We start from the raw sequence: 12,807 nt of genomic DNA, 5'->3' as shown, positions 1-12,807 counted from the left end.
CTTGATCGGTCGGGGTCAGCGGGTGCGGCCGGTCGTATGGCCGGTGGGTGACATCGCGGGGGTCGGACGGTTGGGTGGCTGCGGGGCCCTGGGTGCGACGTAGAGGTGCCGGCGGGTGTGGATGGGGATCTGTTTCACGGCCCGGTGCAGCGGTTCGGTGGAGATCAGCGAGGCGGTGAAGGCCGCGGCGAGGGTGGTGGGAGCGGCGGCGGAGAACTGGGCCTGCCAGTGCGGTTCGCTCGGGTAGCCGCCCCAGGCGCGCCAGGTAGGGCCTTCGGAGCGGGTGGTGGCGTATTGGTGGCGCACGCCGCCGAGGCCGTCCGGTGGGAGGAAGGTCTGTGTGCCGTCCGTTTTGACGCTGTGGCTCCAGCCGCGCGTGAGGAGCGGTGTGTACACCTTCGTGCGGGGCCGTCGCGTCCTCGAACAGGTGGTTCTGGTCGCTGTGGCGGTCTTCGAGGTACAGGTCGAGCAGTTCGGCGTGGACGTCGCGCAGGAGTTCGGCGGGGGTGGTGGCGTCGAAGGTGGTCTCCCAGGCCCGTGGGCCGAAGGGGACACGGTCCATGCCGATGGTCCACGTTCCTTGGCCTCGCTCCTCGGGTTCGGGAGCGAAGCGGGTCCACAACCGGGCGCAGGGGCTGATGGCGAACACCATCCCTTCGAGTCCCTGGTGAAGGTGCCAGCCCTCGTCGTAGGGGAAGGCCCAGATCGTCTTCAGGTCTGCTTGGCCGGGACCTGCGAGGTAACGCGGGAGGACCCTCATGGTCTGGGCGGGGTCGAGGCCCTTGAAGGGGTCGGAGGGCGGATCGGGCAACACGAGGAGAGGCTCCTGCTGGGTGGCTGGCGCGGGTGCGGGTTTCGGGATGAGGATCAGCGGGTGCGGGCCCCGGCGGGCGCGGTCGGCGGGGGCGGAGTTCTGCGCGACGTGCGGCCGGCCGCTCGCTTGGGTCCGGAGGCGGCCCAGGCGCCGGGTAACCAGACGGCGGTGTACTGCTCGATGGCGTCGCGCAGCCCGGTGGTGACGGCCCCCTCCCATGGCGGGCGGCCGGGGCGGTGGTATTTGTCGAAGGTGCCGTACTGCTGGGTGTTCGGCCGGGTGTTGGTGGCCTCGTCGCGGCGGTGGAAGGTTCCGTGGTCCAGGAAGCTGAGCGCCACCGCGTCGATCTCGCCGCGGTCCGGGTGGACGACTGCGACCCGCAGCCCGCCATAGGTGTCCGCGTAGATGGTGCGAGTGAAGTCGATCCGAAGCCGTAGCGGCGTGCCCGGGACGGGAGCGGCGTAGTAGGTGTTGCCCACGACGGTGTAGTCGTGGAAGGGGAGGCGCAGCTCGGTGAAGAACTCGGGGGCCTGCAAGGACACGAGGGGTAGGTATCCGTTGGGGGTGGGTTGGGGTCAGCGGCGTGGGCCGGGCAGGGCAGGTCGGCTCGTGGTGCTCCAGCGCGGCACGCTGACCGCGGGAAGCGCGGCCGGGCGGCGGGAAGCGGCGGCCCGCCGGACGTCGAGCGGGGTGGGCGATGGCGGACTCTGCGGGAGGATCAGGGAGAGCCGGGCGTGGTCCTTGACGTAGCTGTCGGTGTCGTCCCGCCAGCGGGGAAGGGGTGCGGGGTCGGCCACGGCTTCGGTCACGGCTCGCAGGAGAGCGGCGGGGGTGTCGGTGCTGGCCGTGGCGTACCAGAAGGGCCGGGCCGGGGACGTGCCGGCCCACAGGTGCCAGCGGGCGTCGCGGGTTTCCAGTTCGATCGCCGGGTCGAGGTCGCCGGTGGTGTACTCCAGCGTGGCGAGCCCGTCGGGTGCGCTGATCGCGAAGGCGCTCGGGTGCGGGCGGTCGAGCTGCCACCCGTGGTTGATGAGGGGGGCGACGGCCAGGAACGGGTTGTGGTCGGCGCTGTCGGCGACCGGCCGGGCGAGGTAGTGGTCCGGCCCCTGCCGGTACGCCCCGGCGAGGGCGGTGGTGAAGGCGGTGACGAACTCCGTGGGCGCGGTGTCGTTGAAGCAGACGCCCCAGGCCGGTGGGCCGAAGGCGTCCTTGTAGGCGTTGATGCGCCACAGTCCGTCGTTGTCGCCTTCGGGGAGATAGCCGAGGCGGACCTTGCCGTCGGGAGCCGTGAGGTGCGCGTTGCCGAGGTCGTCGTGGTGCAGGTCCCAGCCGAGGTCGCGCAGCGGGTCGAGGCCGGGGTCACCGACTGCGGTGGATCGGGCCAGGTGGCGGGGGGAGACGTAGACGTCGCCGTCGATGGTGTCGTGGTCGTCGTGAGGCACTGAATCCTACGGGAAGGGGCGGGGTCAGTTGGGGGACTGCAGGGCGACTGCGAGGTCGGTGGGGCGGCCGGTGTAGTGCAGGGTGCGCAGGCCCAGGCGTCGGGCGGCGTGGCAGTTGTCGGCCCGGTCGTCCACGAAGAGGACGCGTTGTGGATCGCGCACTCCGGTGGCGTTCATCGCGTGCTGGTAGGCGGCCGGGTCGGGTTTGCATACCTGGAGCCGGGCCGAGTAGAAGGCGTGGGTCATCAGGCGGCGCCACGGGTGGCGGTCGAGGACGTCGCTGAGGTGGCGGGGTGCGTTCGACAGCAGGACCAGCGGCAGCCCGGACGCGTGGGCGTACTCCAGGACTTCCACGACGCGGTCGTCGGTGGACGTCCACATGTCGGTGTCGGCGTCGCGGAGTTCACGCAGCCGTCGGGCACCAGGGTGGTGGCCGAGGACCGTGGCCCAATACGCGAGGTCGCTGAGCTGACCGGCGTCGTAGGCGCAGCGGGCGTTCCAGAAGGCGTTCTGGAAGGCGGGGAGGTCCTCGGGCCACAGGGCGGTGCGGGCCAGGCGGATCCACTGGTCGGTGGTGGGTTGCAGGCCGATGACGCCGTTGTAGTCGAGGATGACGGCGTCCAAGCCCTGGGCGGTGGCGGGGGTCAAGGGGTGGTGTTCTCCAGGGCGCGATGGGCGAGGGCGGCGACAGTTGCTGCGAGGAGGGCGGGCAGCAGCAGGGCCGTGGACAAGGTGGTGGCGCTGGCCAGGGCACCGATGAGGGCCGGGCCGGCGAGGAGGCCGAGGTAGCCGGTGGCGGTGACCGTGGCCACGGCCTTGGCGCCTCCGGCTCCGGCCGCGGTGATGAGCGAGGGGACGGTGGTGGACAGGCCGAGTCCGAAGACCGCCCACCCGGCCAGCGTCAGCGGGGTGCTTCTTCCGATGACGCCGATGGTGAGTCCGGTCGTGGCGAGAACGGCTCCGGCCCGTACGACTGTCGGTGCACCGAATGCTGCGGTGAGCCGGTCTCCGGTCAGCCGTCCCGCGGCCATGGCCGCGCTGTAGAGCGCGAACGCGGTGGCGCTCGCGGCCGTCGGGGCGCCCAGGGTGTGCAGGTGCACGGCGGCCCAGTCGGCGGCGGCTCCCTCCCCCAGCAGGCTCGCAGCAGCCAGAGCGGCCAGAAGCCAGAGCTTTCCCGGCGACGGAACCAGGGGGGGCTTCCCGGCGTCGGCGCCCATTGCGGGGCGGTCTGCGCCGCTCAGGCTTCGGGTGACCGGCACGGCAGCGATCGCGAGGCCGGCCAGGATTGCACCTGTTGCGGTGAAGAGTGTGCTGTGCGCGGCGTGGGAGGTGAGGGCAGCCAGGGCGGCGCCGGCGAGGGCGCCAAGGGAGTAGGCGGCGTGAAGACCAGACATGATGGGCCGGCCGAAGGCCGTTTGGCATCGGACGGCCGCGGTGTTGGCGGCGACATCGAGGACGCCGTGCGCAAGGCCGAACGCGAGAGCCGCCGCCAGCAACGCGGACAGGCTCTCGCCTTGGCCCACCAGGACGAGGCATCCGGCCAGGGCAAGGGCCCCTGTGCTAAGCAGAGTCGGTAGCCGCGCCGGGCGGGCGTAGCGGCCTCCGAGCTGAAGCCCGGCGACCATGCCGACGGCGGCGGCCAGCAGGACCAGGGCCAGCCCTGCGGTGCTGAGGTGGGCAGCCTGCTGCACGGCAGGCATCCGGGCGCCCCACACCGCCATGATGGCCCCGAGGCCGAGGAAGTACCCGGTCAGCAGCGCGCGGCTGTGCCGGTCGGACACAGACTCCACGCTCACGCCGCGGTGCTGCGGGTGCCGGGGGTCTGGTCGAGGACCGCGACGACGGCACGAGCGGCCCGCTCGGCGCGTGCACGCGCCTGCTGACCGGTCGATGCGGTGGTGGTGAGGTAGCCGATCCGGCCGGTGTACAGGTTTCCCCCGTCGGTGGGGAGGAGGAGCTGGTCGCCGGTGCGGCACTGGAACTGGAGCCGGTCCAGCCACGTCGGGCAAGGTCCGTCGTAGGTGAGGTGGGTGAGGGTGCCGGAGGTGTCCGGGTAGAGGAGCCGGATGGCGGCGGCCGAGGACCTGGTGGGCGTGAGGTCGGGGGCACGGCCGCAGGCGATGTCGGCGGCGGCACGAGGCAGGTCGATGCCGGTGGCGAGACACACGAGGTGGCCGATCATGTCACCGGCGAGTCGGGCGTTGACCTCTATGAGGCGGGGTCTGCCCTCGACGAGGCGCATCTCTATGTGGCTGACGCCGTCGGTGATGCCGAGGGCGTTGATCGCCGCCCGGGCGGCCGGCGCAACGGTCTCCAGGAGCGGGTCGGCGGCGTCCACGCTGTGGGCGAGCTGCTCGAAGTGCGGCGGAGGGCTGAGGGTCTTGCGGTTGACCGCGACGACTGTGGTGTTGCGGCGGTAGGTGACGCACTCCACGGAGATCTCCGGCCCGTCGAGGTACTCCTCGACAAGGACGCTGGTGCTCTCGGTGCTCTGACCGGCTGTGCGTTCGGCTGCCTGGTAGGCGGCCGTGAGCTGGTCACGGTCATCGACGCGGCGCACGCCGATGGCACCCGCGTGTGAGGCGGGCTTGAGCACCACGGGGTAGCCGATCCGTTCGGCGGCGGCTTCGGCCTCCTGGCGGGTACGCACGCTCACCGAGGTTGCCGAGGGCACGCCGTGGCGGGCGAACAGCGACCGAGCGGTGGCCTTGTTGCGGCACCCCTGCATCACTTCGGGTGCGGTGGTGGGCAAGCCGAGCTGGCGGGCGAGGCGGGCGGTCGGGACCACGCTCCACTCGTCCCAGGTCATGACACCGGCGAGGTCGTGGCGTCCTGCCAGGGCGCGGCCCCCTGCCAGCAGCGCGGCAGGATCGCTGAGGTCCACGACGGCGTGATCGGTGATGTGCGGCTTCTCCCACGACGGTTCGGCGCCGGTGAGCAGCACGACGTCGTAGGCGTCGGCGACCTGCTCAAGGCAGTAGCCGCGGTAGTTTCTATCTCCGGGAGCGACGACAAGTACAACAGGGCGAGCGGACAAGAGGGGTTCTCCGTATCGGGGGACGGCAGGGCAGGAAGAAGCGGGGTGTCTCAGGCGGCGCGGCGGCGGCGCAGCTCGAACGCGTCGGCCCGGTGGTGGTGGTCGTCGATGAGGCGGCGGGCGTAGAGCGCGGTGAAGTTGTTGTTCAGCCCCGCGACCCCGTACGGGAGATGGCGTCGCAGGTCCTCGAAGAGTCCTTGAGGCTGATCCGGGTGGCTCCGGCGGCCAAGCGGCGGGCGGCCATGCGTTCCAGAGCGCGGTACGCGTGCGGGTTGCGGGCGTCGAAGGCGTGGAACTGCTCGGTGATGGTGCGGCCGGTCGCTCGGTGCGACCCGAGGGCGGCGATGGTCATAAGGGTTCTCCAGAGGCTGGGGACACCTGGGTCAGGTGCGCAGGGCGGGGTCGGTGCGCAGGCGGGCGAAGGCGCAGAACAGGCCGAGGGTTTGCAGGGCAGCGCAGGCGGTGATGACGTGGCCCAGCGCGTCGGGCGGGGTGAGCGCGGTGAGCACGCCGGCGACGGGGAAGGGCAGCAGGAGGATGAGGATGGTGGCCGACAGGGTGCTGCCGAACGCCTCTGGGGGGATCAGGCGGGAGCGCAGGGTACGCAGGACGACCGCCAGGCCGCCATCGGCTGCCATCAGGACCGCGACCATGACCAGGTAGGACAGGTAGTCGGGGGCCAGGGCGGCAGCGAGACAGGCGAGCGAAGCGATGACGGAGCAAGCTGCTCCCACTGGCCACAAGCCCCGGCGGTCCAGCGCGAACCGACAGATGGTCACGGCCACGAGGGTCGCCGCCGCTGCGGCGGACCACACCAGGCCGACGGCTGTGGTGGGCTGCCCAAAGTGCTGGACGACGATCACGGGACCGGCGGCCTGGAGAAGACCGGTGGCCAGGTTGGACACGGTCAGCCCGGCCACCAGCCAGCCGAGCGCGGGAAGCGCGCGGATGGTGCGCCACCCGGTGGCCAGCCCTGCCCCGGGCCGCCCCTTCGGCGCGCGGGCCGGAAGGACGGGCGAGGGCGGTGTGCGCAGGGCGAGCAGCGCGGCGAGCAGCGAGAACCCGGTGACCACCGCGAGCATCGACGGCGGTCCGGCGAGCAACAGCACGCCGGCGAGCGCCGGTCCGGCCAGGGTCGCGGTCTGGTCGATGCCGAGCAGGACGGCCTGGACACGGTGAGCACGAGGCCCCGCTCGGCGGCCGGCGGCGGCACCTGCGGTCTCGGCCGCCACGTAGCTGAACTGGGTGAGCACACCGGTCGCCGCCGCGAGCACCATCACCGTCACGCTCGCCACGGCACCGGACGGGTAGAGGTAGAGCAGCATCCCCCCGGCCACGAGGACCAGCGCCCGTCCCAGGGAGGCGAGGTGGAAGACCACCGCGGCGCCCCGCCGGTCGACCATCGATCCGGCCCACCCGAACGCTGCCAGGCGTGGGATCCACTCCAGGGTGAAGGCGGCACCGGTCAGCGTCGCGGAGCGGGTCGTGGACAGGACGAGCAACGGGATGCCGTAGGTGGACATCGCGAACGCCACCGCGTCCGCCGTGCGCGGCAGGTAGATGCTGCTCATCAGCCCGGCAGTGTGACGTGCGTGCCGGGGTGTGACCGCTGCGCTCACGCGGCCCGCACCGGCTCGGCCCCGACCACCTGGGGGTTACCGGCCAGCCACTGGATCAGGAGCGTGCGGGCACGGACCAGCTCCGCCTCACCCTCCATACCGATGGGGTGCACGTCGGGCAGGGGTCCGGGGCGGTCGGCGTTCTCGGGGGTGAGCGATGGTGCCAGCAGACCGAGGGCATGACGGACACGGCTGCTGAACTCGCAGACGGCGGCGGGGACCGAGTGGCGCCGCGCCCACCGGGCTAGCGCGTCGTACAGGTCGGCCAGCTCCGTGCCGGAGTCCGTGAGTTCCAGACCGGCACCGGGCGCGACCCGGACGAGGCCGTGGGCGCGGGCCGTGTCGTATGCACTGCGCAGTTGGTGCGCGGAAAGGTCGGGCAGGGTACCGGCGAGCCGTCGCGGCGGTATGGCGCCGTTGTCGTCGATCTCGGTGACCAGGCGGATCAGGGAGGGCGAGGCCAGCAGGTCGACTGCGTGACGTGCTTCGGCAGGGGTGAAGGAGGTGCTCATCGGCGCGGGCCTCCCGCCGGGAGGGCTGCCGTCGAGCGGACGGCGACGGCGTGCGAGAAGAGGTCGCGGTGGTGCCACGCCGGGGACGACCCAACCGCCCGAGCGGGTGGCAGCGCCGCGGGCGCCGGCCGTGACTGGCTGCTGACCCACGGCCTCGGCTTGCTCTTGGCCTGCGACTGCCCCCAGACGGGGTGGTGGGCCGCCTGGTCGAGGGGCTGTCCGGCGGACCAGGCGGACAGCGCGCCGAGCACGGGAGCCAGGGCGGCGCCGGCGGCGGACAGCCGGTAGGGCCGGCCGTTGCCCTCGGTGTCGGCCAGACCGTCGGCAACGAGCTGGCGCAGCGGCGGATAGATGTTGGTCCAGTCGCTGCTGGGCATCACGATCCGGGCCAGCACCCGGCCGCTGACCTCCTCACGCGACTTGAGCACCCACAGGATCGCGGCGGCGTGGCGCCGGGTGAGCAGGGTGAGGCTGTCCTCGATCTGCTCGATCGCGGGCAGCGGACGGTCGGCCTTCTCCAGGTGCTCCTCGGCCCAGGTGACGATCATCGGCAGGACCGGCAGCAGGGCAGTGGCTCGCTCGGTGTGGCCGTAGGTCACGTGGCGTGCGGTGTGTTCGGTGCGTTCGACGAGGCCGGCGTCGCACAGCGACTTGAGCTTGGGGTGGAGCTGGCCGTTCTGCAGCCAGGACACCTTGGCTGCCAGCTCGCTGTAGCGCAGCGGCGGTCCGGAGAGGGCCAGCAGGATCCTCACGTTCCAGCGCGGGGTGATCATGGCGAGGGCCTCGGTGACCCGGGCGATGTCAGCCTCGGTCTCCGGGGGCAGAGCGGTGATGGCCAAGGGAGAAACTCCTGGGTGAATGAAGAAGGGGGTCGCCCGCGGGTCAGCGGCTGCGCGCCGGACTCGGGGGCACACGAGGCGGCGCCGGAGCAGGCGGCGAGGAAGTCGGCGGCGTCGGGGCTGAAACGCGGGCCAGGCTCTGCAGGACGGCGGTAACCGAAGTGGCCTGGGCCTCGCGGACGGCGACGGCCTCGGCGAGCCGACGGACGCCGTCGAGGAGGTGGGAGACCTCCTGCGGGCCGATCTGCCGCTCAGGGTCAAGGGCCCGGGTGACGTGGTCGCGGTGGAAGTCGATGCTGCGCTCGGCCAGGGCGAGGGCGTCGTGCATGCCAAGCACGGCCGAGAGCATGCCGGGGGGCTGCTCCTGTGCGTGAGCTTCGAGGTCGGCGAGCGATGCGCCGTACAGGCCCTCGATCCGTCCGGCTATGTCGGTGGACGTCAGGTCGGGCAAACGGGAACTTTTACGGTCGGCGGGCCCGGGCCGCCCCGGCACGCTGAGGTGCCGGGGCGGCAGACGGGCGCAGGGTGGCGGTGGCCCTGAGCTGAGCCGTACGGACAGGCTGGGCATGCCGGTCAGGCGGGGGCATGGTGCGCAGCAGCTCGCCGAGGGCGGCGCGGTAGCCGTCGCGGGCCTCCAGTGCCGCTTCCAGCCACTGCGCGTCGAAGCGCAGCGTGTCCGCCGACAGTTCGCCCATGTCACGGTCGGGATCCATGTCGGCGTGAACGCGGTCGCGGACGCGAGCGACCTGCTCCTCGGTGAGCGCCAGAAACGAGCGCAGCTCCAGAGCGCGGGCGAGCGCGGGTGGAGCATCGGGGCCGGACACCGCCTCGTACAGGTCGGGTAGCGGGCTCCCGAAGACCTTCTGCAAGTCGGTGTCCATGGTGCTGGCCTTGTCCCGGCTCATCGGGCGGACCGTGCCGGCCGCCACGCCGACGCCGGCGCGGGTGTCCCTGGCGGCCGGTGGGGGGCGCTGGTCTGCACCGCCGGGCCGCTCCGGGGCCGGAGGCGGGCCAGGCGCCCTTCGGCGAGGTCCTTCTTTCCCGGGGCGTCCGGGTCGAGGAGCCACCGCACGACCATGGCCCGGCCGTCGCGGGTGGTGACCGCGGCGCTCACCCGGTCGTCGAGGCCCGTCGTCGGGTCGTCGACCTCGCTGGGCTGGGTCTCAAGAGCTGCGAGGAGGTCGTCCTCCGCGCGCTCCAGCACGGACTGGGCCTCGACGAGGAGGCCGTGCCACTTGACGACGTCGGTGGCGTCGGGGTTCGCGGTCGGAGCGGCGGCGACCGCGGCCTTCAGCTGGTCCATGCCCATGTCGAAGCGGGCCTCGATCCGTTCGGTGAGCACGCCCACGACATCCGCAGACTCATCGGATATGCCGTCAGTCAAAAAGGGGTTCTCCTACTCTGGAAAGGCCGGTGCCTGGGGAATGTGAGGGGCGGCTGTACTCGGCGCCCCGCCGCTTAGCGGGGCGTGCCGGATTCCGGTCAGTCCAGGCACATGCGGACGTCGCGGTAGACGTACGTGCCGGAGACCCAGCCCTTGACGCCGGTCGTCTTGTCCGTGATGTAGAGCCAGGTGCCGCTCTTCTTGGCCACGCTGAACTTGTGGGCTCTTGTAGAGCACGCCGAGCGCGGTGGACTTCGAGCTGGCCTTGGACCGGATGGTCACGGCCTTGGCGTGCACCGCGTACGGGAGCGGCGGCAGGTTGTGGCAGCTCACGCCGGGGATGGCGGTGGGTACGGTCGCGGCGCTGGCGGGGGTTGTGGACAGCGCCGGCAGTGTGAGCGCGCCAAGCATCGCCGCGGGTATGGCAATTCGGGTGGAGCGCATGCGGAAGAGACCTCCGTGAAGGCACAGGGAATGCGGGGAAGGGGCCGCGGGGGTTGTTCCGGCGGCTGTATAAGAGTCCGGAGAATCGCCGGTTTGGCTAACCGGCGATCGTCGGCTATGTTGCCCCGACCGTGTGGGGCTGAGCGCTCAGCGCGAGCGGCCGGAGGGGCGCGGGGCGGGGGTCTTGGCGACAGGGGCCGGCTGGCCGGTGGTGGCTGCTGGGCGGGCCGGCGGTAGAAGGCCGGCCTCGCCGGTGAGGCGGTCGTCGCACCACTGCATGGCCTCCCCTGCCGTGTCGAAGCCGCCCTCGCGCAGGGTGTGCGTCCACGTCCCCGTGTCGACCTCCTCGACCACCACGCGGAACGGGCTGGGGGCTTGCTCGTCTCGGGCACGCAGAACCACGACGATGACCATGTCGTCGGGGTCGTCGCTGGTGTAGGAGTAGCCCGTGGCATAGCGGTCGCCGTCTTCGGCGAGGCGTCGCTCCAGTGCTCGCGTGGCCTCGTCCGCCGGTGGTGGGCCCAGGTCGGGGTCGAGACTGATGGCGTCGGGTGGGCAGCCGCGGTGGATGAGCCAGGACTGCGCCATCGCGGGCAGCGGCAACGCCGCCTGCTCGAAGCTGAACGTCTGCTTCTCGTAGTCTCGTTGCAGGTGAACGGCCAAGACTTGAGGCATGCCGGGGCCCCAAGTGGCGGCGCGGTCGAACAGCACGTAGTAGCTGTTCGGGCCGTCGTGGTGTTGGGCGAGGGGGACGAGCATGTCCTCGTGGATAACGACCTTGCGGTAGAAGTCGAGGTATCGCTCCTCGTCGGCATCGAGGTCGTCCAGCGCGAAGTCGACGTGGGGGATGGACTTCCGGGCCGGCGCCGGTTCGGTGGGGGGCAACAAGAGCCTTTCGGTGGATCGGTGGAGGTCAGCGCCGCTTCGCGGGGGTGGACGGCGAGGCGCCGGGGCGTGCCGGGCTCTTCGGCGCATGCGTGGTGGGGGTCTGGCGGGCATCGAGCAAGGCGGCTCGTCCGGCGTCTGTGAGGGAGACGGGCTGCCCGGCGTGCACAGGGTGGCTGGTGTCCCGGACGATTAGGCCGGCGTGTTCCAGTTGCTGCATCTGGGGATAGGGGATGCGGGTGCCGGAGGAGGCGGTCACGGACAGTCGGCCTGTCAGCAGGTGTTCGTGGAGCTTGGCACCGCCAGCGATGGCGAGCAGTGCCGCCTGGTCGTCGTTCGAGAGCCGTCCTACGTCGGGCGTCGATGCTGCGGCGGCGGCCTCGATGGGCTCCAGGGCGGCAAGCACCTTTTGGGCGGCGGCGTCGCGCGCGTCGGCGGCTTCCTCCAGCTGGTCCGCGGTGCGGTCGATGCGTACGAAGAGGGCGCCGTCGACAGGGAACTCACCGCTCGTGAGGCGGTTGAGCAGCTTGAGGTAGAAGGTGACGCCGATCTGCGCGTTGGCCAGAGTACGGTGCCGGTCGACCAGCTGGGCGTGCGGTTCGTCGAGGACGCCGCGGTCACGGTAGGCCCACAGGGTGTCGATGTCGTGGCCGGTGACCGCTTCGATGCGGTGGTCAAGCTGCGTGACCGCACGCCGGGCGGACGGCGCGGGTTGAGGGGGCAAAGGTGACGCTCCGTCGTTCAGCGGGTGGGATGGTGCCCGGAATTGAGTGCGGGACGGGGTAGACCCGGCAGTCCGGTAGGCGGCGGACCCGGCCGGGGCACGGGAGCACGGGTGGTCAGCTGCGGGGAACACGAGCGGGCCGCGTGCGTCCGAGCGCTCAGCGGCCGGCGGGTCATCCCCAAGCGGCGGCCTACCTCGTCGTAGACGTCGTTGCCCGCACGCGGCCGGATCGCGACAACGTGGATCTCCTTGGAATGGGTGGATTCCGCAGGCGCCGGTCGGACGGCGTAGACGACGCGCCAGTCCTTGCGGCGGTCCACATACAGCTTTCGAAATCCCTCCAGGTCGCCGTCGAGACGCTGTCCGAAGCGCTGCGCGTTCACCACTTCCTGCAGGTAGGCGAGGGTGAGGTCGCGGATATCGCTGGGGGCCTGAAGGAGATCGGTCAGCGCGCGAGGGTCGAAGCTCAGCCCGAAGGCGGGCTCTCCCGCTCCTGCGGTCATGACGTCGGCTCGTCCGGCTCGGCGGCTTCCACCGTGGCCGCCGTCTCCGTGCGCAGGGACGGCGGCGGGCCGGGCAGAAGACGATGCGCGGGCCGGTCGGGAGAGGTCAGGCAGGCCGACAGCGGTCCGCCCGGCGCGCGGATCGCGGCGACGGCGTGGGCGAGGAAGTCCCGGTGCCACACGAACAGGCCGGAAAGACCGGCTTCGGGGTCCTTGTGCTGCTGGTAGGCGAGCCACAGGGCATGGAGCCAGGCCACCACGTCGTCGTGTTCCTGCCACTGCAGACACCAGGGCGCCGCGGTGGTGACCTCGGCTCCGTAGACCGGGAGGAAGAAGTCGTCGACCCAGTCCGAGAGGGCGTCGAGTTCGTCTTCCCGTTCCTCCCCGGCGAGTTCCAGGATCGGGCGGGGCTCGGGCGGAGCGGGCGCCGGCGGTCCGCCGAGGCCCGGCATGCCGAACGCGGCGAAGGGTGAGCCACTCGGTGCCGGCGCGGACGCGAGGTGGTCAAGCTGCTGAGCCTGTTGCGCCGACTGCTCCATGAGCTGCCGCACGCTCGCCTCGATTCCCTCCAACTGCGGATCCGGAATACGAACCGGCTCCAACT

The 12,807-nt window shown here is 71.7% G+C and carries 16 protein-coding genes and 3 pseudogenes; all 19 read right to left on the bottom strand.

What is annotated here, in order from left to right; genetic code table 11:
• Window positions 1–15: 15 nt before the first annotated feature.
• The gene (locus HZS56_RS38115; RefSeq protein WP_308408060.1) at window positions 16–396 is read right to left on the bottom strand and encodes a DUF317 domain-containing protein; all 381 of its coding nucleotides are present in this window, start codon (window positions 394–396) and stop codon (window positions 16–18) included.
• 124 nt (window positions 397–520) lie between these two features.
• A pseudogene (locus tag HZS56_RS38110) lies at window positions 521–652 on the bottom strand (DUF317 domain-containing protein); the annotation flags it as partial.
• A gap of 215 nt (window positions 653–867) precedes the next feature.
• Window positions 868–1,356 (bottom strand): hypothetical protein, encoded by a 489-nt coding sequence (locus HZS56_RS11685; RefSeq protein ID WP_216720659.1) that lies wholly within the window; start codon window positions 1,354–1,356, stop codon window positions 868–870.
• Window positions 1,357–1,389: 33 nt separating this feature from the next.
• On the bottom strand, window positions 1,390–2,256 hold the full coding sequence (locus HZS56_RS11680) for an SPDY domain-containing protein (RefSeq protein WP_108988876.1): 867 nt from the start codon (window positions 2,254–2,256) through the stop codon (window positions 1,390–1,392).
• Between the two features lie 24 nt (window positions 2,257–2,280).
• Window positions 2,281–2,904: an HAD family hydrolase gene (locus tag HZS56_RS11675; protein WP_108988877.1), complete on the bottom strand. Its 624-nt coding sequence runs from the start codon at window positions 2,902–2,904 to the stop codon at window positions 2,281–2,283.
• Window positions 2,901–4,052 carry an MFS transporter gene (locus HZS56_RS11670; RefSeq protein ID WP_108988878.1) on the bottom strand — a complete coding sequence of 384 codons (1,152 nt, stop codon included), beginning with the start codon at window positions 4,050–4,052 and terminating at the stop codon, window positions 2,901–2,903. Before HZS56_RS11670 ends, HZS56_RS11675 begins: the two co-directional genes overlap by 4 nt.
• On the bottom strand, window positions 4,049–5,293 hold the full coding sequence (locus HZS56_RS11665; protein WP_108988879.1) for an ATP-grasp domain-containing protein: 1,245 nt from the start codon (window positions 5,291–5,293) through the stop codon (window positions 4,049–4,051). The genes HZS56_RS11670 and HZS56_RS11665 overlap by 4 nt, the downstream gene beginning before the upstream one ends.
• A 50-nt stretch (window positions 5,294–5,343) precedes the next feature.
• Window positions 5,344–5,645, bottom strand: a pseudogene (locus tag HZS56_RS11660) (hypothetical protein).
• Window positions 5,646–5,676: 31 nt separating this feature from the next.
• Window positions 5,677–6,912, bottom strand: a complete 1,236-nt coding sequence (locus tag HZS56_RS11655; protein WP_108988880.1) for an MFS transporter — start codon at window positions 6,910–6,912, stop codon at window positions 5,677–5,679.
• Complete coding sequence (locus tag HZS56_RS11650; protein ID WP_108988881.1) at window positions 6,909–7,424, bottom strand: regulator; 516 nt, start codon at window positions 7,422–7,424, stop codon at window positions 6,909–6,911. The genes HZS56_RS11655 and HZS56_RS11650 overlap by 4 nt, the downstream gene beginning before the upstream one ends.
• Window positions 7,421–8,263 carry a winged helix-turn-helix transcriptional regulator gene (locus HZS56_RS11645; RefSeq protein WP_108988882.1) on the bottom strand — a complete coding sequence of 281 codons (843 nt, stop codon included), beginning with the start codon at window positions 8,261–8,263 and terminating at the stop codon, window positions 7,421–7,423. The genes HZS56_RS11650 and HZS56_RS11645 overlap by 4 nt, the downstream gene beginning before the upstream one ends.
• 43 nt (window positions 8,264–8,306) lie before the next feature.
• Window positions 8,307–8,714: a hypothetical protein gene (locus tag HZS56_RS11640; protein WP_167468172.1), complete on the bottom strand. Its 408-nt coding sequence runs from the start codon at window positions 8,712–8,714 to the stop codon at window positions 8,307–8,309.
• A gap of 10 nt (window positions 8,715–8,724) precedes the next feature.
• Complete coding sequence (locus HZS56_RS11635) at window positions 8,725–9,168, bottom strand: hypothetical protein (RefSeq protein WP_108989124.1); 444 nt, start codon at window positions 9,166–9,168, stop codon at window positions 8,725–8,727.
• Entirely contained in the window at window positions 9,165–9,647 is a 483-nt protein-coding gene (locus HZS56_RS11630) for a hypothetical protein (protein WP_108988883.1), read from the bottom strand. Before HZS56_RS11630 ends, HZS56_RS11635 begins: the two co-directional genes overlap by 4 nt.
• A 98-nt stretch (window positions 9,648–9,745) precedes the next feature.
• Window positions 9,746–10,058: pseudogene (locus HZS56_RS11625) on the bottom strand (SH3 domain-containing protein).
• 180 nt (window positions 10,059–10,238) lie between these two features.
• Window positions 10,239–10,979 (bottom strand): hypothetical protein, encoded by a 741-nt coding sequence (locus tag HZS56_RS11620; protein WP_108988884.1) that lies wholly within the window; start codon window positions 10,977–10,979, stop codon window positions 10,239–10,241.
• Between the two features lie 25 nt (window positions 10,980–11,004).
• Entirely contained in the window at window positions 11,005–11,700 is a 696-nt protein-coding gene (locus HZS56_RS11615) for a hypothetical protein (RefSeq protein ID WP_108988885.1), read from the bottom strand.
• 17 nt (window positions 11,701–11,717) lie between these two features.
• Window positions 11,718–12,203: a type II toxin-antitoxin system RelE family toxin gene (locus HZS56_RS11610; RefSeq protein WP_108988886.1), complete on the bottom strand. Its 486-nt coding sequence runs from the start codon at window positions 12,201–12,203 to the stop codon at window positions 11,718–11,720.
• Complete coding sequence (locus tag HZS56_RS11605; RefSeq protein WP_167468185.1) at window positions 12,200–12,742, bottom strand: DUF4913 domain-containing protein; 543 nt, start codon at window positions 12,740–12,742, stop codon at window positions 12,200–12,202. The genes HZS56_RS11610 and HZS56_RS11605 overlap by 4 nt, the downstream gene beginning before the upstream one ends.
• Window positions 12,743–12,807: the final 65 nt, after the last annotated feature.

This window comes from Streptomyces mayonensis (genome assembly GCF_018982965.1).
GTDB classification, from domain to species: domain Bacteria; phylum Actinomycetota; class Actinomycetes; order Streptomycetales; family Streptomycetaceae; genus Streptomyces; species Streptomyces mayonensis.
This window is presented reverse-complemented; position numbering and strand designations above follow the sequence as displayed.

What these genes read in the sequence shown, in the direction of transcription:
- HZS56_RS11650 (WP_108988881.1), bottom strand. Translation starts at nt 7,424, where the DNA reads ATGAGCACCTCCTTCACCCCTGCCGAAGCACGTCACGCAGTCGACCTG.
- HZS56_RS11635 (WP_108989124.1), bottom strand. Translation starts at nt 9,168, where the DNA reads ATGAGCCGGGACAAGGCCAGCACCATGGACACCGACTTGCAGAAGGTC.
- HZS56_RS11610 (WP_108988886.1), bottom strand. Translation starts at nt 12,203, where the DNA reads ATGACCGCAGGAGCGGGAGAGCCCGCCTTCGGGCTGAGCTTCGACCCT.
- HZS56_RS11605 (WP_167468185.1), bottom strand. Translation starts at nt 12,742, where the DNA reads ATGGAGCAGTCGGCGCAACAGGCTCAGCAGCTTGACCACCTCGCGTCC.